The following is a 19,746-nucleotide window of genomic DNA, read 5'->3' on the forward strand; positions in this document are numbered from 1 at the left end:
TTACTCTTTTATATTTAAAATATATAAAGCTTCTTTATACTTTTTATCATCACCATAAAAATACTCTTCAAGTAAAGGTTTTATTTTGTACTCTTTTACAAATTCTAAATCTAAACCTTGCATAAAATAACTATGTCCTAATTGATAATCTTCTCCTAAATTATTTGTTATAAACTCATTTAATTTTGAAAATAATTCTTTTGCAATATCTGGAACTAAATCTATATTTGGTTCCATTTTTAAAAATGTAAATCTTCTTCTTAAAGCTATATCAATAGTTGCAATAGATTTATCTGTACTATTCATAGTAGCTATAATATAAAGGTTTGAAGGAATTTTAAATTTCTCTTTTGAATAAGGAAGAGTTACTTCATAATCATCTCTTTTATCTTCTTCTATAAGAGTTATTAGTTCTCCAAAAATTTTAGAGATATTTCCTCTATTTATTTCATCTATTACTATATAGAAGTTTTTTAACTCACTCTTTTCTACTTTAGATTTATTTTTTAATTTTAACAATTCTTCTAATAATGGATTATAATATGGTGCTAAACCACCATTTATAATATTATTTGTACCTTCATAATACATTTTTTCTAAAGTTTTTAAAGATAAAGTATGAGATTTATCACCATTTTGTTTCTCAAAATAAATAGTTTTATCATTATAATCATAAATATTATAGAAGCTATTATTTCTTTTTAAATCAATTTTTACATTTTCCTGATTTTCAATTTTCTCTTTTAATATTAAATTTAAAGCATCATTAAATAATATTTCCTTATTATCAACTGATTTAAATAAATTTATTTTAGCATCATCACATAGTATTTTAAATATTCCATCTTCTAACTTTATATTTCCATTATCTTGAGGTCTAAATCCCTCAATAAAATCTTCATAAGAGTAGCTTTGATGAAAAGTTACAAACTCAAGTCTATTCTCTTTTTCTATATTTTTAAAAACTGAACTATCAAAATTATCTGTATTTTCATTTTTTGAAATAGTATCAAATATAGTTTTTTCATCACTACCATTTTCTATCATAGTAATTAATCTTTTATAATTATGAGTTTTACCAACTCCTGGAGCGCCATAAAGCATAATATTTTTTGTTTTTAATTCTATTTTCATATTTTCTTCTTTATCTTTTATTATTCTTGGCTTCATTTCTATTTTATTAAGTAAATCTTGAAATTCTTTTTCTGAAATAAAGTATTCTTTTTCTAAACCATATTTTATTATTAAAGAATCTATTCTAACTTTAACATCAGAAATAAAATATAATAAATTCTTTTCTAAAGATTCATTCAAAGTATATTGAAATTTACATTGATGAATTCTCTCAACAATAACTTTATCTGATTTTTCCAAATATTCGTTAATTTCATCATAAAAAGTTTTTTCATTACCCTGAATATTATTAAAAACTATCTCAATATATTGTTTATTCTCAGTATATACAAATCCTATTGTTTGCGTATGGTTGTTAGTATCTACTTTTTTATATAATGGTACAAAAATATAATTTTCATTACCTTGAAAAGTATACCCTTTACAAAGTCTACAATTCAAATGATTATTTTCTATATCATTATGCTTTTTCCTTGGTAGAAAAACAAAAGTAGTATGCTCTTTTTTATATTTTAATAAAAAATTAAATATCTCTTGATGTTTATTAATTAATTCTTGTTCATTCATTTAATTTTTCCACCCTTTTTATAATTTCACTAATATAATCTTTATAATTATTCCCACCAAAATCTAAATCAATAGTTTTTATCTTTAAATTTACTTCTTTATAATCTTTACCAAAAACCAAATCAAAACTAAAATTTTCCAAATGTTTTGGATATAAGAGCATTACATTTCCGATATTATAATTTATACCATAACTAAAAACTTGAAGTTTATCACTTTGTTTTATATCATTTAAGCTATTTAGTTTTTTATATTTTGTATCTATTATTTTATTTTTTAGTATTATATCTGGCTTTAAAGTTAAATCACCAAAATTATTTTTATTTTGTATTTTAACTGAATTATCTAACTCTTTAAAAATTCTAGCTATAAACTGTTCAAACAATATATTCATATCAAACAAAAAAGCAAAAGATTTTTTATCTTTTTTAAAATTTGGAATAAGTTGTTTCAAAAGCAAAATAGCTATTTCAAAACTTTTTTTAAATCTTTGATTTTGTCTATTAAAATGGATATTTTCAAGTTTATTCATATCAAATTGTCTATACTCAACTTCATCGAAAATTAGCTCACACTGTTTTGAAAGTTTTTTATCTTTTACAAATTTTTGAAGATATTTTACGCTATATAAAAAGAACTGATTTAGGCTGTTATTTGGAGTAAATTCATCATACTCACAATAAATCTTATCTTTTGTAAAGTTATATTTTAGATTTTCATTTATTAGATATTTACCTTTTAAGACTGGAAGATTATCTTGCTCTAAAATATACTCTTTATATAAACCTTTTTTTAGTTCATTTAAAAGATTTGAAGCAAACATCTGTACAAAAACTTCTAAAATAGAGTGTTCTTGATTGGCACAACTTGCTATTTGTTCATTTGATAATTTTACATCATAAGCATACATTAACATATAGATAAAAATATTTAGATTTTGTTCAGCATTATGATTTGCAATTTTTGGCAAGATATAAAAATCTTGACTGTCAAAATTTAAAATCCCACAATACTGTCTAGCTTTTAGAATTTTCCAATCAAGTTTAAAATATTGATGAAGTGAAGAATTATCTATAATATGTGTTCTTAATTCTTTATAGTTTTCTTCTTTTATTTCTTCATATTCATATATTGTATTTTGCATTTACTATTTTACAACAAATTCCCATATTTATAGTAAGCACTACAAGCACCTTCTGAGCTCACCATACAAGAGCCTATTGGATTTGCTGGAGTGCATACATTTCCAAATATTTTACAATCAGTTGGTTTTGCTACACCTTTAAGTATTTGGGGACATTTACAAGCTTTATTCTCTTTTACTTCAACAGTAGGTAAAATCTCTTTATAAACCATTTTTGCATTATATTTATAAAACTCATCTTTTAGCTCATATCCACTATTTTCTACCTCTCCAATTCCTCTAAATTTAAAAGGAACTTTTTTAAAGTATTTATTTATAAGTTCTTGAGCTTTTATATTTCCATCATAAGAAACAAGTCTTTTATACTCTATTTCTAAATCACTTCTATTTTCTTTAAACTGTTTTACTATCATAGAGATACTTTGCATAACATCAACAGGTTCAAATCCACTTACAACCACTGGTTTATCATAAGTCAAAGGAAATTCTTCATATATTTTACTTCCACTTATCACACTAACATGCGATGGTCCTAAAAAAGCATCTATTTTACAATTTTCATCTTGTACTAAAACTCTCATTACTTCTGGAACTGTTATATGATTTATATGAAATAAAATATTTTTTATATTCTTAGATATTACTTGATTCAATAAAGTACAAGTCATTGGAGTTGTTGTTTCAAAACCTATTGCAAAAAATATGATAGTTTTATCTTTGTTTTCATCTGCTATTTTTAGACAATCAAGTGGAGAATAAACAAATCTTACATCAGCACCTTCGCTTCTTGCTTTTTGTAAACTTCCTTTACTTCCTGGAACTTTTATCATATCTCCAAGTGTCACTAAAATTACATCTTTTTGCAAACTTAACTCATAAGCACTATCAATTCTATCTTTTGGCATAACACAAACTGGACATCCTGGTCCATGAATAAAGTTTATTTTTTTATTTAAAAGTTGTGGTATTCCATACTTCATAATTGTATGAGTATGCCCACCACAAACTTCCATAATATTTATAGTTTTAGGGTAATCTCTTAAATCTTCATCTATTAGTTTTTGATAAGCTTTTATAACTTTTGCATCTCTAAAACCATCATACAAATCTTTTAATTGTAGCTCTTTTTTCATAATCAACCATTTTCTTCAATCATTGCTAGTCTATCCTCTTCTTCCATTTTATCTATGATTTCTTGATAAACTTTGAGTGATTCTAAAGCATACTCTTCATCTATTTTATTCATAGCAAAACCAATATGAATTAAAACATAATCTCCAATTTGAACTTCTTGATCTATTAAATCTAAACTTGCACTTCTTTCAACTCCCATAGTATCAACTATACAGGAATTCATCTCTTTATCTATACTTTTTATTTTTGATGGTATTGATAAACACATTGAGTTATCTCATCTTTCTTTTAAAATTTATCCAATCAACAACTGCCTTTAGCGATTCTTTATCTTTTATAGAAACTTCCAAAATATCAACATTTGGTTTTAGCTTTCTTGCAACTGCTTTTTCTTTTTCTAAATCATATTCAAAATATGGCAAAAGGTCAGTTTTTGTAAAAAGTATCAAATCTGCACATCTAAACATAACTGGATATTTTGCTATTTTATCTTCACCTTCTGGAACTGAAACCAATACAATATTTAAGTGAGTTCCCACATCATAAGAAGCTGGGCAAACTAAATTTCCTACATTTTCCACAAAACAAACATCAATATCATCTAAAGATAAATCATGTAAACCTTTATGAACCATAAATGCATCAAGATGACAAGCACTTCCTGTTTGTATTTGAACAGCTGGAATTCCTTTTGCTTTTAGTCTATCTGCATCTTTTGAAGTTTCCAAATCACCTTCAACAACACCAAATTTAAAATCTGCAATTTGGCTTAAATGCTCTAAAAGTGTAGTTTTTCCACTTCCTGGACTACTCATCAAATTTATTCCTAAAACTTTGTGACTGTCAAAATGTGCTCTATTATGTGCTGCTTCATGGTCATTTTTATCTAATATTTTTTGAATTACTGAAATTGTTTTTGCATCATTTAATTGTGGATTATGATGAAGTGTTTCATGAGCTGCTTGATGTGAATGAGAATGATTTTCGTGATGATGTCCATGCTCATGTGAATGGTCATGTTCGTGATGATGATTATGTTCTTTTCCTGCTATTGTACAACCGCAATCTTTACACATATTTTTTTCCTTTTAAACTCTATATTTTTGTGAAGTTTAACCCAAAAAATCTAAATCTTATATAATAACTTTAAAGCACTTATATATTTTTAGAACAAATTTGTTAGAATATTGTATGAATTGTCCAAATTGTGAAAATAATAGTTTTTATGTATTAGCTGATGATTACATAAAATGTAAAAAATGTGCAAAAAAACTATCTCTAAAAAAACTTGAAAAAGATAGATTAATCATAGAAAAATTCTGTGAAGATAAAAATGCACTTCAAACAGCAAAAGAATTGAACTTAAACTATAAAACTGTAAAAGATAGATTTGATTTACTTAGAAAAAAAATAGCTATTTATTTAGAAGAAGAGTATCAAAATTCAATAAAAGATTACAGCGAATATGAAGAGTTTTACTATATAAAAGAGCGAGAAAAGCATAAAAAAAGAAAATCTCTAAGTGAAGCTATCAATATTATAGGTTTTTACTCAAATGGAAGAGTTTATACCTTACTTATGCCAAAAGTTGGAAATCGTGCTTTTGATATAGAAGATGGATTTATTCAATATCTAAATTGGTATAAAATTCATTCACAAAACTCTCATCAAACAAAACTAAATGAATTTTGGAAATTTTTAGAATCAAACTTGAGAAAATATAAAGGGGTAAATGAAGATAACTTTTTCTACTATTTAAAAGAGCAAGAGTTTAAGTTTAACTATATTAAGAGTGAACAACTAGAAACATTAAATAATATTGTTTAAATGATATATCTGTCCAAGACTTATACATTCATCATTTGGACTATATTTTTCATTGATATAAAACTCTATATTTTCATCTTCAAATCTTTCTATAATTAACTCCAACAAAGTTTTATTTTGAAAAACTCCACCACTTAACACAACAGGTAAAGAGTAAGATTTTGTAATATCAAATATGATATTTACCAAAGTATTTATAAATTTTGAAGCTATTTTTATTTTGTCATTATCAAAAATAATCTCTTTTATCATAAGTTTTATATCTATTTCATCTTCTAAAATCTCATAATTGTAAAAATCTTTTATATTTTTATCATAAAGACTTTCAATCAAAAGCCCACTTTCTCCTTCATATTCTTGAATATGTAAAATATTTCCTAATGATGCAACTGCATCAAATAATCTTCCAATCGAACTACAAAATGGAGAATTTAAACCTTTTTTCCACATTGTATATAATACTTTTATATCATTACTATTATACATATTTATTATTGGAATGTCTAAATTTAATACTTCATCTAAAGAATATATTTCAAAAAGTAAAGATAAAGCAACTCTTTTAGGCTCTTTTATAGCTATTTCTCCACCTAAAAGTTTAAAATATTTTAGATGTTTAACTCTTTCATACTTTTTAGCATTTGCTATAAAAAATTCTCCACCCCAAATATTTCCATCATCTCCATATCCAGTTCCATCGAAAGCAATTCCTAAAACATCTTTCGTTAGTGAATATTCAGCCATTACAGATAAAATATGTGCATAATGATGTTGAATCTGTACAAATTGTATTGATTGATTTTCTTCTTTTAATTTCATAGCATATTTTGTACTTTCATAATTTGGATGTTTATCACAAACTATAACTTCAGGTTTAAATTCATAAAAATTCTCAAAATTTTTAATAGTATTTTTATAATTATCTATTGTTAAAATTGAGTTTAAATCACCTAAATATGGAGAAGTTACAATATTGTTCCCAAAAGCTAAACTAATGGTAGATTTTTGATTTGCTCCTAAAGCTAAGATATTTTTATTGAAACTTTTTTCAACACTATTTAAAATTGGAGCATATCCTCTTGAAATTCTAAGTTTTACTAATCTATTTCCAATAATTTGAACAATAGAATCATCACAACTATTTACAATATCTCTATTATAATCTAACACAAAATCCACCAAACCATAAAGTTTTAAAAAAATTTCTTCTTTATTTGTCATAATAGGCTCATTTTTTAAATTTGCACTTGTTGCAATAATGGGATTTTTTAAGTTTTTAAAAATTAAATATTGCAATCCTGTATTTGGTAAGAAGCAACCTATTTTATCTATATTTGGAGCTATAAATTGTGATAAATTTGTATTCTTTTTTTTTCTTAAAAGAACGATTGGTTTTTCTTTAGAAGTTAAAATCTTTTCTTCTTTAAAATCTATGTTTGTATATTGTTTAATACTATTTATATTATTAAACATAACTGCAAAAGGTTTTGTTGGTCTATTTTTAATAACCCTTAATTTACTAACAACTTTATCATTCGTTGCATCACAAACTATATGAAATCCACCCATACCTTTTAATGCAATAATATATCCTTGTTTAATTAAACTAGCTGTTTGCTCTATGGCTTTAAAATTGCATTCTAATATATCACTATTTATATTATACAAAGCCATATTTGGACCACATTCTTCACAAGCAATAGGCTCTGCATGATATCTTCTATTTAAAGGATTTTTATATTCATCTTCACATTTTTTACATAATTTAAACTTACTCATAGAAGTATTAACTCTATCATAAGGAATTGTTTTGATGATTGAATATCTAGGACCACAATTTGTACAGTTTGTTAAACTATAACTATATCTAAAGTTATCAATATTATCTATATCCTTGATACAATCATCACAAATTGCTATATCAGGAGAGATAATAGTAGTTTTATTTTTTGAACTTGAACTTTGAATAATTTCAAAGTTTTTGTATTCTTTTATTTTGTTATTTTTTTCTATTTTTATATTAGTGATTTTTGCTAAAACTGGAGGATTTGATTTGATTTCATTTATAAAATTTTCTATATTTTTTTGTGTAGAATAGACATCTATTTCTACTCCATTTTCATCATTTTTAACCCAACCTTTTATATCATATTTGATAGCTAGATTGTAAATAAATGGACGAAAACCAACACCTTGAACAACTCCAAAAATAGATATTTTCTTGTTTATCATCACTCTTCTTTTTATATAAGTTTAAAACTATACCTATTTTTGAATGACAAACTCTTTATTGTAGTAGATTTTGAAGTTTTTTGTTATACTTTTTTCAACAAGTTGATTAAATCTGATATTTGCAAACATATCACCACATAAACTAATACCATCGAGATCATAACTATTATGTAAAATATCAACTTCATTGGCTATAAAGTGTGCAAAACTCTCGATAAATCCTAAGCTAATAGTTTCTTCATCAACACCTGCAAGTTTAAAACTCATGGCTGTTTTTATAAGTGGTAAATAGTCAAATTTTCTATTAAATACTTTTTTACTATCAAAGATTTTATAGTCAATTCTAGGTCCTTTTTCAAGTAATGAATTTGTAGCATTTACGACTACATCTTCTTCAAAATTTAGCACTATTTTTGCTATTTGCCAATATGTAAAGAATGATTTTTTTGAAAAATCTATCTTTGTGTTTAATACTTTTTCATAATCATTTTTAAACTTTTCTTCATAGTTTTTTAGAAGTTTTTGTCCTTTTATATCTTTTTTTATACTTTCAAAAACTTCATTTATTGAAGCTGGAATATATAAATCTTCTAAAATATCAACTAATCCATTTTGTGAGTAATAAGAGATTTTATCATCATTTAAAAAGCTAATATAAAAGTTCATAATAGACTTCTCAAATAATTCATTTTCAGCTAAAACAGTCATGAATTGGGCTTTATCTTTTTCTTTAAACTTACTAAAAACAGTATCTAGCTTTTTTGGATAAGAAATCGAGTTTAAAATGAGTTTTTTATTATCAAAACATACTATTTTAGGAATATCCAAAAAGATATTATTACTATTTTTTACATCTAAAAAATAGTTAGATTTAGCACTTTTATCTTCAATATTTAAAAAATCAATATTTAATTTTTTGAGTTCTAAGCATAGTAGATATAAAGTCAAATCATTTGCAAATCGCAAATCTATTTTCTCTTTTTTGATACTATGTTTTAGTTTATATATCTCATTTATTTTAAACTCAATTTGTGGCTTTTCTATACTTGCAAGTGCTACAATAGAAGTTGCATTTTCTACAATCAAAGTATTGATATTTTCTAAATTTGTAACCAATAACTCTTTATGATTTTCTATATCTTTAACTTTTGAAAAGACAAAAGTTCCACTTAAAGTTTTTATTTTGATTTTTTTATCTTCATTTATTAGTTGGCTTAACTTCTCAAAAAGTTTTTTATGTGATTTTATCTCTTCATTTTCAAAAATAAAAGTTGCATTCTCAAAACTTTTACAAACTTCACAAGATTTAAAAGCATTATAATAATCCAAACTTTTTTCATCTTCAACTTCTTTTAGGCAAGTTGGACAAAAAGATATGATTTTATCATCATAAACAGTAGTTGAATCCTCTTTTGGTAAATTTTCAACTACTTCAACTTCAATACCATAATAAAAAATTGATATAGGAATATATAAAGATAAAGTTGAAGAAAACTCTTCTAAAATCTGTTCATTTGCTTGCATATATAAACAAATAAAATCAAGTTCTTGATATATTTTATAGCTACAATCGAACTTCTTTGAAGCAAAATCCAAAAACTTTACTAAAGTTTTATCACTTGATTTATAGGTAAATTTAAACTTTAGGACCATTTATAATATCTCTTTTAAAAGAAACCAAAGCTATGTTTCTTATATCAACTTCTTTTATTTGTTTTACTGTAACTTCAAGTTTTAAAAGATGGTCAATTATGACTTTTTCCATAGTTTTTGAAGCTTGTATAATTTCACTGCTTAACTCAAAAGTAGTATCATCTGTAACTCTTTTAGGAATTACTCCTAAAATATGCGTTGTAGGTAAATCTTTATTCATATCAATCATATTTAATGTTTGAAGCATCTCAACTTCGTGAGCACTTCCTTGCCAGTTTATATTTGAAGGAACTTTTTTAAAATCAAAGAAAAAAACATCTCCAGCTTTTGAATTTATTGCATCAATACAATCAATAATCAAAACTTCATCATACTTTACAATTTCCGGAATCAATCTTTGAGCTAAAGTTCCACCATCAACTAAACTTACACTATTTTTTTGCGATATAAACTCATACTTTTCATCTAAATAGTGAATAAAATGTGCACCAATCCCTTCATCTTGAAATAGGATATTTCCTATTCCTAAAATCAAGATATTCATTATTTATGGTCTTCCCATTTATATCCAGAGATAATAGAGTCCATATCCCCTTTTTTTCCATAAACAGAGTTGAAAACAACCAAATAAATATGAATAGGCAAAAATATTATAAAAATCCACATACAAATATGATGAATTTCTCTAACCATAGCTAATCCACCCATTAAAACCTCTATGGGTCTTAGAACATCGTATAAAAACCCACCTAATCCTTCATGGTAAACATGAATATGTAAAATCAATCCAGTCAAAGAAATAAGTATCAAAGATATATAAATTCCAGAATATGCCATAAATTGTAGTGGATTATAAACACCTTTTATATGAGTATGTTCACCTATTAAAATATAATACTTTATCTGTTTTATCCACATTTTTGGTGAAATAAAATCAAAAAAAGATATTCTTTCTTTTTTACTTTCTCTATCAAAAAAGAATAAATACATTTTTCCAATAGTTACACAAATCAATAAAAATCCAAAAATAATATGCCAACTTCTCATCAAAGCATTTAAAAAGTTTGTTGGTTCACCTCCATTTAAAGAAGGAGATATAAATGGATATGCTAAATAAAATCCAGTAAAAGTCAAAACTGTTATAGCAAGCATTCTAAGCCAGTGAGTAATCCTTAGCCATAAAGAGTATTCATAATGTTTTTTTATCATATTTGCTCCAATTTATATTAGCAAGAAAAACCATATAATGGATCTACTTTGTATGTTCCTAAGTCATTACCTTTTTTATCCATAACATGAACTGCACAAGCAATACAAGGGTCAAAACTGTGTATTATTCTGATAATTTCAAGAGGTTGAGAAATATCTTGAACTTTTAAACCAACTAAATTTGCTTCATAAGGTCCCATTTGTCCTTTTGCATCTATTGGTCCAGCATTCCAAGTTGAAGGAACAACGGCTTGATAATTTTCAACAACTCCATTTTTTATTCTAATCCAGTGAGACAACATTCCTCTTGGAACATCACCTATAAATCTTCCTCTATATTCTTTATCTTTATCTATTTTATAAGAAGTAAAAGTTATCTCATCTACTTTTAGGTTTTCAATTAGAGTATGAAAGGCTTCTAAACCATATTTAGCAACTGCTTTTACTTGTAACATTCTAGCTGCTGTTCTTCCTAAAGTAGTAAATAAAGCACTTTTTGGTAAACCAGTTTTTTGTAAAAACTCATCTACAATTGGAACTATTTTTTTATTTCCTTTTGCATAAGATATCAAAATACAAGCCAATGGTCCAACTTCAATAGCTTTTCCATCATATCTTGGAGATTTAATCCAAGTATATTTTCCTTTTTCATCTATAACTTTAGAATGAACTTTTTCTCCATCCATTCCAATTGTATCCATATCTCTTAATCCTGTATATTTAGGGTTTGTTTTACCTTCATATGGATGAAGTGCTTCATTATTTTCATACCAAGAGTGAGTTGCTTCTTCTGTTATTAAATCTTCATTTATATCGAATACTTTAGATAAATCTCCATCAAAAATAATCCCAGAATCAAATAAAAACTCTGTTTTATTCAATCTCATCTCTTCATGTGCCATAAAGTTCATAACTCCAGCTGGTCTAGTTACAGATAACTCATCTTTAAATACACCAGCAGCCATTATAATATCCGCTTGATAAGCATTTTCTATAAACTCTGCCCCAACTTTAAATAAAGTTAGATATTCTCCCATTCTTGAAGGATCTAATAAATCCATAATACATGTAACTCCACCAACAGTTAAACTTTGTGGATGTGGTTGTTTTCCACCAAAAATAGCCATAAGTTTTGCTAAATCTCTTTGAACTTCTAAAGCTTTTAAATAGTGACTTAATAAAATCAAGTTTTGCTCAGGAGATAATCTATAAGTTTTATGTCCCCAATAAGCATTTGCAAATGGTCCTAATTGTCCTTTTTCTACAAACTCTTTAACTCTTGTTTTTACTTTTTTTAAGTCATTTTCTCCAGTTGCTATTGGAAAGTCTGAGTATTTAAAAGCTTCTTTTGAAGCTTTTTGCTCATCTGCATCAAGTGCTGCAACAACATCAACCCAATCAAGTCCATGTAGATGATAAAAATGTACAATATGGTCATGCATAAATAAAGCCATATTCATCAAACTTCTTGTAAGTTTTGCATTTATAGGAGGAATTATTCCTAAAGCATCTTCAACAGCTTCAATCCCTGCTCTATAATGAGAAAATGTACAAACTCCGCAAATTCTTTGCATCAAAAAACCTGCATCTCTTGGGTCTCTATTTTTTACTATTGTTTCTAAACCTCTCCATAAAGTTGATGATGAATATGCTTTTTGAATCACATTATTTTCATCAACTTCAACTTCTATTCGCAAATGTCCTTCTATTCTTGTAATTGGGTCTATTATAACTCTTTTATTTGACATTTTATTCATTTCCTTGCGAATCTTTTGGGTTTTTAAATCTTGAAATAGCAGCATGTGCAGCAATACCTATTCCAGTTAGAGTTAGTAATCCAACTCCTATTTTATCAGCTGTTGCATCAGCACCTAAACCTTTAAATACTGTATTATACAGTCTATTTGCAACTGGTTCTTCAAAAGGTCCCATAGTATCCCAAAAGTTTGGTTCACTGCAACCAATACACCCATGTCCTGCTTGAATAGGCCAAGAAGTATGAGAATTGAACTTATTTTTTGAACAGTTATTAAAAGTATATGGTCCTTTACAACCTACTTTATATAAACAGTATCCTTTTTTTGCACCTTCATCTCCAAACTCTTCTACAAACTCACCAGCGTCAAAATGCCCTCTTCTTTCACATAAATCGTGAATTCTCAATCCATAAGCCCATTTTGGTCTATTGTAAGCATCAAGAGACGGTAAAGTTCCATAAAGTATATAATGAAGTAAAGTTCCAACTATATTTTTTTCACTTGGAGGACAGCCTGGAACATTTATTACTAATTTATCTGTAACATTTGATAAAGCTTTTGCACCAGTTGGATTTGGAATAGCTGCTTGAACTCCACCAAAAGATGAACAAGTTCCTATTGCAAATATTGCTAAAGCATTGTTTGAAGCATCAATTGCTGATTGTTCTCCTGTTTTTCCATGCCCACCAATAGTTAAGAAAGTAGCATTTTCTCCTGTTGGAATCCCACCTTCAACCATTAAAATATATCTTCCTTTATATTTTTCAATAGCTGATTCAAGATTGTGTTCAGCTTGCCATCCAGCTGCTGCCATCAAAGTTTCATGATACTCTAAAGATATATAATCGAAAATTAATGAATCAATAGTTGGAGCATCCGTTCTAAGTAATGATTCACTACATCCTGTACATTCAGCCATATGAAGCCAAATAATAGGTAGTCTATCACTTAAAGAGGCTGCTTTTGCAACTAAAGGAGTAAAAGTTGCAGGAAGTGCTAACATAGCAGTCATTGCTGTAGCCCATTTCATAAAATCTCTTCTTGAGATACCTTTTTCTTCCAAATGAGAATCTATAGATTTTTCTTCTTTAAATCTTGGTAGTTTTTCTAAATCTAATAATCTATTAGATAATTTTTCATAGAGTTTTTTATTTTTCAAGTGCGACCTTTTTAAATAATATATGGTTTATTCTACCATATTTATCTTATATACTCTCTTGTTTATGGATTTCTAATAATCTAAAGGATACTCTTTTGGTAAAATTAGATTGTGATTTTTACTTAACTCTTTTAAAACTTTATTTAAAATTAATCTGTTTGCAAAAATATCTCCACAAAGAACTATATCTTTTGCTTTTATTTGTCTTGCTATCTCTTTTGAATATTCGACAATAAATTCTCCTAAAAATTCATAAAATGAGTAAGCTAATGTTTCATTATCAACATCAGCCATTTTATATGACATTATTGATTGAATAATTTTTCTATAATCTAAATAATTTTTATCTTCAACTTTATTAATTTTCATATCAATTTGAACACCATTAGAATAGCTACTACTTAATGCCAACTCTTCAAATTCGAGAATATTATTTAAACCTAAAACTTTTGCACAAATTTCGATGATAGAACCAAATGAATTCAAGTTTGATAATTTTTGATTTAAAATATCAGGGTATTTTTTTATAAAATTATCTATCAATCTTTTAGAATTTTCATCAATAGATGAAATATCTTTAAAAACTTTATCAATACAATTGTCTATTTCTGGAACATATATAACTCTTTTTTCTTTTCCATTTGAAGTGTTTATATCTACAAAACTATTTTTTGAGCTTTGTGAAAAATATACTCCAATAGTTGAAATATTCTCTTTTGATTCATAAGAAATAATTGACTTATATATATTTGGGAAAGAGTTAAAATACTCTTTTTTTGTATTAAAAACTTTTTTTAAAGCAAAATCATATTTAGGAAAAAGTATTTTTTCGTCACTTATAACAATATTTTTATCATTATTATTTATAGCTTTTAACTCTTTTTCATCACTTGTATATAAAATATAATCTATATTTTGTTTAGATAAAGCTTGCGAGAGAAGTAACATATCTTTATTATTTGGTAATCTTGTATAAATATATTTTGAATTTGAAATATTTAAGTATTCATCTTGAAGCTTTAATCTTACAAGAGGTCTTTCAATAGAACATAACAAAGCTAAATCAGAGTCATCGATTTTTACAATATTACTTATTTTATTACTATTACAAATTAAAAGTTTAATCTCTTCATTATTTATTTTCAATTCTTCTAAAATTTCTTTATTTGGTAAAAATATTTTTATATTTTTATATTCAACAACTTCATTTTTAGATAATTTTATTATATTATCTAAAAAATCAAAGTAATTATCTTCTAAAATTTCATTTATTTTTTTTAGTGTTAAAATCTCGAAATTTGGTTTGATATTAAAATCCTTTATCTCTTCCAAATTTTCATCAAAATTATCAATAACATAAGATTTTGATATAAACATAGAAATAGGAAGGTTTTTTTCTAAAGTAGTAAAGAATTCTTCTATTTTCTCACTACTATCTTCAAAAATTATAAGAATAAATCCAAAATATTGTTTTGTGAATGCTTTTATATTATCTTCAACTATTAATTCATCAATTAATTTTTTAAAATATAAAGCTGTTGAATTAAATTCAATTTTATAGATTAATTTCATGAGTAAAATCCTCTTCATTTGGAATTCTACTTAAATGTGTACCATTGTAGCTTCCTATCATACTTTTTACTATATCACTAACACTTATCTCATCTTTTTTTGAATATGAAAAACCTAAATCTTCAATTTCTTTCAATGCAGTTTTTATAAAAAGAGGAAAAAATTCTTCCATTTTTTGAGTAAGACCTATTTCTACGCTCTGTATATCTTGAGGAACTATACCTATGATTGTTACATTTGCATGAGAATCTAATACAGAAACTATCTCTAACATTTCAATAATTTCTACTTCATGAGCAGTTTTTCTATATTTTCCAAGTCCTAATAAAACATCACTGGGAAGTTTAAAAATAGATCCAACTTCATCTTCAATAGATACAGTATCTAAGATAATGACATTATCATAATCTTGAAAATATGCCATTAGCTTAAATCCTAATGTTCCACCATCAATTATCTCTAAATCACTACTAATATTATAGTTTTGCTTTATATATTCACTTGCATAAATACCTATACCCTCATCTTTAAAGAGCATATTACCAACACCAATTACAATAGATTTTTTCATATAAAGTTTAAGAGTCAAGCTTTCGCTTAACTCTTATTTCTCCTCTTCTTTTACAAATTTGCTTCCACCAAAAACAATAGCAATATCACCTTCTTTCCAGAATATTGTTCTCCAAACTTGATAGTAAATATGAAACATAACCCATACTAAAATAAAATACATAGTATAATGATGAGCTATTCTAACTCCCATATTTCCACCAAAAACATATAAAGTCCAATCCGTAACTAAGTGAAGCATTGCTGGCCACCAAGTACCAATAGAACTCTCTCCAGAAGCTAATCCATGAACATATAATTGAAGTCCTGTAAACAACATAAACCCTAACAATAGATGGAATATTGTAAAAAATACAATATTAAAGCTATCACTATGGGCTGAATTAAATTTTTTTCTTCTATTTAATGTTATTAAATTTAAAAATACCTCAAAAAATTCAACAAGATTTGTTTTTGTTGGAATTAGCTTTTTATATGGTTTTTCAAACCTAGAAAAAAAGTATAAATATCCAACTAAAACAGCTGTTACATCAAAGATAATAGCAACTATAAAGTGTGCCCATCTATTCCAAGCCATTACATATTTATCTACAGCTGGGTCAGCTATAAATGTTTGATAATATGGATGTCCAATATACAGTCCAGTAACTACTGCAATTATCATACTAAAGAATGTTACCCAATGCACTATTCTCATAGTTTTAGTCATTCTTTTTACTTCTATATTTTTTGCCATAAGTTACTCCTTAAATTGGATTTACTTTATATACACCAAGTTCTTTACCATTTGTATCTATGATATGAACAGCACAAGCAATACACGGATCAAAACTATGAATAGTTCTTAAAATTTCTAAAGGTTGATCTGGATTTGCTACCTTTGTACCAATCAATGATGATTCATAAGCACCTAATCTTCCCTTATAATCCCTAGGAGCTGCATTCCACGTTGAGGGAACAACCGCTTGATAATTTTCTACTTTTCCATCTTTTATTTTTACCCAATGTCCTAATGCACCTCTAGGAGCCTCTTCAAGCCCTATTCCTTTTGCATCTTTTGCAACATTATTAAAATCAAACTCTGTCCAAGTTGATAAATCTCCATGTGCAACATTTAAAGCTAACTCATCTACCCATTCCATCATAATATCAGCCATAAGCTCGCTTTCTATTGCACGTGCTGCTGTTCTTCCAACTGTTGAAAATAATACATTTGCAGGAAGATTTGCATTTGTTAAAAAATTTGTAACATATTTTTTGATTCTTTCATCATTACTTGCATATCCTACAATCATTCTAGCAAGAGGACCAACTTCCATTCTCTCATCGTCATAAAGAGGTGATTTAATCCAAGAATATTTATTTTTTGTATCTAAATATGCAATATTATCTTCTTTCTTACCAAAACCTGTATAATTTGGCTTAGTAACTCCATCATATGGATGTAAATTTGTATTACCTTCATACCAAGCATGAGTTACATCTTCTGTTATTTTAGTTTCATCTACTTCAAAAACTTTAGTTAAATCTCTATTTTTTACAATTCCTGATGGAAAAAGTTTTGAAGAGTTATAAAATGGTAAATCATCTAATCTAAACCCACCATAAGACATATAGTTTCCTACACCTCCACCAATTCCTTCTAAAGCTTCATCAGCATACATAGTTCCAGCCATATAAACATCACTTAAATATGCTTCCTTTGTAAATTTCTGACCTCTTTTTAAAATTTGTTTAAATTCTGCAATTCTTGCAGGATTTTTAATATCTTGAACACATGTAACTCCACCAACAACAAAAGATTGTGGGTGTGGGTTTTTACCACCAAAAATAGCCATCATTTTTGCTAAATCTCTTTGTAATTCAAGTGCATCAAGATAATGAGAAAGTCCAATTAAGTTTTGTTCAGGAGTAAGTTTAAACCCTTTTGAACCCCAGTAAGCATTTCCAAAAATCCCTAGTCTTCCTTGTTTTACATATTTTGTAACCCTTTCTTGAACTTGAGCATATACATCTTCATTTGCATTCCATGGTCTTTGCCCTGATATTTTTGCCCACTTTTGAGCTTCAACAACAGTTGCCTTAGGATCAGCTTTAAGTGCTTCTGTTATATCAACCCAATCAAGTGCATGTAAATGGTAAAAATGAACAATATGATCATGAAGGTATAAAGCACCTTGTATAAGGTTTCTAACTAACCTTGCATTTTTTGGAATAGTTACATTAAAAGCATGTTCAACTGCTTCAATACTTCTTTGATAATGTGTTCCTGTACAAACTCCACAAATCCTCATAGCTAAAAGTCCACAATCTCTTGGATCTCTTCCTTTTAGTATTTCTTCAATTCCTCTAAACATTGTTGAAGAAGAATAAGCATCTGTTACAACATTGTTTTCATCTATAATTGCTTCAATTCTAAGATGTCCTTCAATTCTTGTAATTGGATCAATTACTAAATGTTTTTTTGCCATTATTTTTCTTCTCCTTCATTTGATTTTTTACCAGCAATGATACTTGCAACAGCATGAACTCCAATACCAACAGCAGTTGCTGTTAATAATCCTAGTCCAAATTCATCAACAGTTTTTTCAACTCCACCTGTTGGAGCTTTTATTCGTGCAGTTGCCATTGGTCTTTCATAAGCATATTTATCCCAAAAATCTGGCTCACTACACCCAATACAGCCTCTACCAACACCAATAGGCCAATTGATACCATCATTATATCTTATGATTGAGCAGTTATTAAATGTCATAGGTCCTTTACAACCGACTTTATATAGACACCAATTGTTTTTAGCCCCTTCATCTCCCCACTCTTCAACAAACTCGCCAGCATCAAAATGAGCTCTTCTTTCACAGTTATCATGAATTCTATAACCAAATGCAAACTTAGGTCGTAAAAGTGAATCAAGTTCTGGAATTTGTCCAGTTAAAACATAATGTAAGATTACTCCAACCATATTTGCTGGATTTGCAGGACAAGCTGGAATATTTACTATTGGTTTTCCTTTTACTAAATCCATAACACCAACAGCACCTGTTGGATTAGGAGCAGCAGCTGGAACTCCACCAAAGGTAGCACATGTACCAACAGCAACAATAGCTGCTGCATCTTTTGATATTCTCATTAGATGTTCATGGAAAGTTTCTCCCATAGCACCAATCGTACCATATTGACCATTCATAGCCATAGGAATTGAACCTTCTACAAAAAGTAAATATTTACCTTTAAAGTGTTCAACTGCTTCTTCAAGTTGTTTATCAGCATCATGTCCAGCAGCTGCTTGCAATGCTTCATGAAATTCCAAACTTAAAACATCAAACAGCAAATCATCAACTGTTGGAGCGGAACTTCTTAAAAGTGCTTCAGAATTTCCAGCACAGTCTTGTAACTCTAGCCAAATAACAGGTACTCTATTCATAAGCTCAGTAGCTTCTGCTACAAGTGGAGCAAACATAGGAGGAAGCATAAGAGTAGCAGTTGTTGCACTCACCCACTTCATAAAATCCCTTCTATTTATTCCTTCACTCTCTATAATATCTAGCATATCAATATTTTTAAGTGGTGTTTCTTCTCTTAAAGCTTTTAATCTATTTTTTGATTTTTCAAATAATAAGTTATAATACTCATCACCTTTATTTGTATTTACTCTCGTTGATTTTTGAGTAAATACTTCCCTTACTCTATCCATTGAATCAGTCATATCTGTTCCTCCTACAAATAAATATCTGTATCTAAAAGATAATCCTTTAATACTTATACAATACTTAATGTTTTTTTTGGAA

Annotated in this window: 17 protein-coding genes; 1 reads left to right on the plus strand and 16 read right to left on the minus strand. The window is 27.1% G+C overall.

What is annotated here, in order from left to right; translation table 11 throughout:
- Genes CRU91_RS12510 through hypB form a run of 5 tightly spaced genes read right to left on the minus strand, consistent with a single transcriptional unit; the run spans nucleotide 1 to nucleotide 5,055 of the window.
- Nucleotides 1-1,701 carry an McrB family protein gene (locus CRU91_RS12510; protein WP_306458723.1) on the minus strand — a complete coding sequence of 567 codons (1,701 nt, stop codon included), beginning with the start codon at nucleotides 1,699-1,701 and terminating at the stop codon, nucleotides 1-3.
- Nucleotides 1,694-2,845 carry an McrC family protein gene (locus CRU91_RS04335; protein ID WP_113893810.1) on the minus strand — a complete coding sequence of 384 codons (1,152 nt, stop codon included), beginning with the start codon at nucleotides 2,843-2,845 and terminating at the stop codon, nucleotides 1,694-1,696. The genes CRU91_RS12510 and CRU91_RS04335 overlap by 8 nt, the downstream gene beginning before the upstream one ends.
- Nucleotides 2,846-2,853: 8 nt before the next feature.
- The gene (hypD, locus tag CRU91_RS04340) at nucleotides 2,854-3,978 is read right to left on the minus strand and encodes a hydrogenase formation protein HypD (RefSeq protein ID WP_113893812.1); all 1,125 of its coding nucleotides are present in this window, start codon (nucleotides 3,976-3,978) and stop codon (nucleotides 2,854-2,856) included.
- A 2-nt stretch (nucleotides 3,979-3,980) separates the two neighbouring features.
- On the minus strand, nucleotides 3,981-4,247 hold the full coding sequence (locus CRU91_RS04345) for a HypC/HybG/HupF family hydrogenase formation chaperone (protein ID WP_113893814.1): 267 nt from the start codon (nucleotides 4,245-4,247) through the stop codon (nucleotides 3,981-3,983).
- A 4-nt stretch (nucleotides 4,248-4,251) separates the two neighbouring features.
- Nucleotides 4,252-5,055: a hydrogenase nickel incorporation protein HypB gene (gene hypB / locus CRU91_RS04350; RefSeq protein ID WP_113893816.1), complete on the minus strand. Its 804-nt coding sequence runs from the start codon at nucleotides 5,053-5,055 to the stop codon at nucleotides 4,252-4,254.
- Between the two features lie 115 nt (nucleotides 5,056-5,170).
- Here hypB and CRU91_RS04355 point away from each other — a divergent pair, with 115 nt between their 5' ends.
- Nucleotides 5,171-5,806, plus strand: coding sequence for a hypothetical protein (locus CRU91_RS04355; protein WP_113893818.1), 636 nt, complete (start codon nucleotides 5,171-5,173; stop codon nucleotides 5,804-5,806).
- On the opposite strand, the gene hypF is transcribed toward CRU91_RS04355, so the two are convergent.
- The 11 genes from hypF to CRU91_RS04410 form a co-directional block, all read right to left on the minus strand.
- Nucleotides 5,789-8,038, minus strand: coding sequence for a carbamoyltransferase HypF (hypF, locus tag CRU91_RS04360; RefSeq protein ID WP_113893820.1), 2,250 nt, complete (start codon nucleotides 8,036-8,038; stop codon nucleotides 5,789-5,791). The genes CRU91_RS04355 and hypF overlap by 18 nt on opposite strands.
- 33 nt (nucleotides 8,039-8,071) lie before the next feature.
- Nucleotides 8,072-9,691, minus strand: coding sequence for a hypothetical protein (locus CRU91_RS04365; protein ID WP_113893822.1), 1,620 nt, complete (start codon nucleotides 9,689-9,691; stop codon nucleotides 8,072-8,074).
- Entirely contained in the window at nucleotides 9,675-10,235 is a 561-nt protein-coding gene (locus CRU91_RS04370; RefSeq protein ID WP_113893824.1) for a HyaD/HybD family hydrogenase maturation endopeptidase, read from the minus strand. The genes CRU91_RS04365 and CRU91_RS04370 overlap by 17 nt, the downstream gene beginning before the upstream one ends.
- Complete coding sequence (cybH, locus tag CRU91_RS04375) at nucleotides 10,235-10,900, minus strand: Ni/Fe-hydrogenase, b-type cytochrome subunit (protein ID WP_113893826.1); 666 nt, start codon at nucleotides 10,898-10,900, stop codon at nucleotides 10,235-10,237. Before cybH ends, CRU91_RS04370 begins: the two co-directional genes overlap by 1 nt.
- A 17-nt stretch (nucleotides 10,901-10,917) precedes the next feature.
- Nucleotides 10,918-12,648 (minus strand): nickel-dependent hydrogenase large subunit, encoded by a 1,731-nt coding sequence (locus CRU91_RS04380; RefSeq protein ID WP_113893828.1) that lies wholly within the window; start codon nucleotides 12,646-12,648, stop codon nucleotides 10,918-10,920.
- 1 nt (nucleotide 12,649) lies between these two features.
- Nucleotides 12,650-13,816, minus strand: a complete 1,167-nt coding sequence (locus CRU91_RS04385) for a hydrogenase small subunit (RefSeq protein ID WP_113893830.1) — start codon at nucleotides 13,814-13,816, stop codon at nucleotides 12,650-12,652.
- Nucleotides 13,817-13,888: 72 nt separating this feature from the next.
- The gene (locus tag CRU91_RS04390) at nucleotides 13,889-15,388 is read right to left on the minus strand and encodes a Kae1-like domain-containing protein (protein ID WP_113893832.1); all 1,500 of its coding nucleotides are present in this window, start codon (nucleotides 15,386-15,388) and stop codon (nucleotides 13,889-13,891) included.
- A complete protein-coding gene (locus CRU91_RS04395) occupies nucleotides 15,372-15,977 on the minus strand; it encodes a HyaD/HybD family hydrogenase maturation endopeptidase (RefSeq protein WP_235826948.1) in 606 nt (201 codons plus the stop codon). Before CRU91_RS04395 ends, CRU91_RS04390 begins: the two co-directional genes overlap by 17 nt.
- 15 nt (nucleotides 15,978-15,992) lie before the next feature.
- Nucleotides 15,993-16,694: a cytochrome b/b6 domain-containing protein gene (locus CRU91_RS04400; RefSeq protein ID WP_113893834.1), complete on the minus strand. Its 702-nt coding sequence runs from the start codon at nucleotides 16,692-16,694 to the stop codon at nucleotides 15,993-15,995.
- A 10-nt stretch (nucleotides 16,695-16,704) separates the two neighbouring features.
- Nucleotides 16,705-18,429 (minus strand): nickel-dependent hydrogenase large subunit, encoded by a 1,725-nt coding sequence (locus CRU91_RS04405; protein ID WP_113893836.1) that lies wholly within the window; start codon nucleotides 18,427-18,429, stop codon nucleotides 16,705-16,707.
- Nucleotides 18,429-19,664 (minus strand): hydrogenase small subunit, encoded by a 1,236-nt coding sequence (locus tag CRU91_RS04410; RefSeq protein ID WP_113893838.1) that lies wholly within the window; start codon nucleotides 19,662-19,664, stop codon nucleotides 18,429-18,431. The genes CRU91_RS04405 and CRU91_RS04410 overlap by 1 nt, the downstream gene beginning before the upstream one ends.
- Between the last annotated feature and the right edge of the window lie 82 nt (nucleotides 19,665-19,746).

Origin of the sequence: Aliarcobacter vitoriensis, from assembly GCF_003316695.1 — a bacterium.
GTDB classification, from domain to species: Bacteria; Campylobacterota; Campylobacteria; order Campylobacterales; family Arcobacteraceae; genus Aliarcobacter; species Aliarcobacter vitoriensis.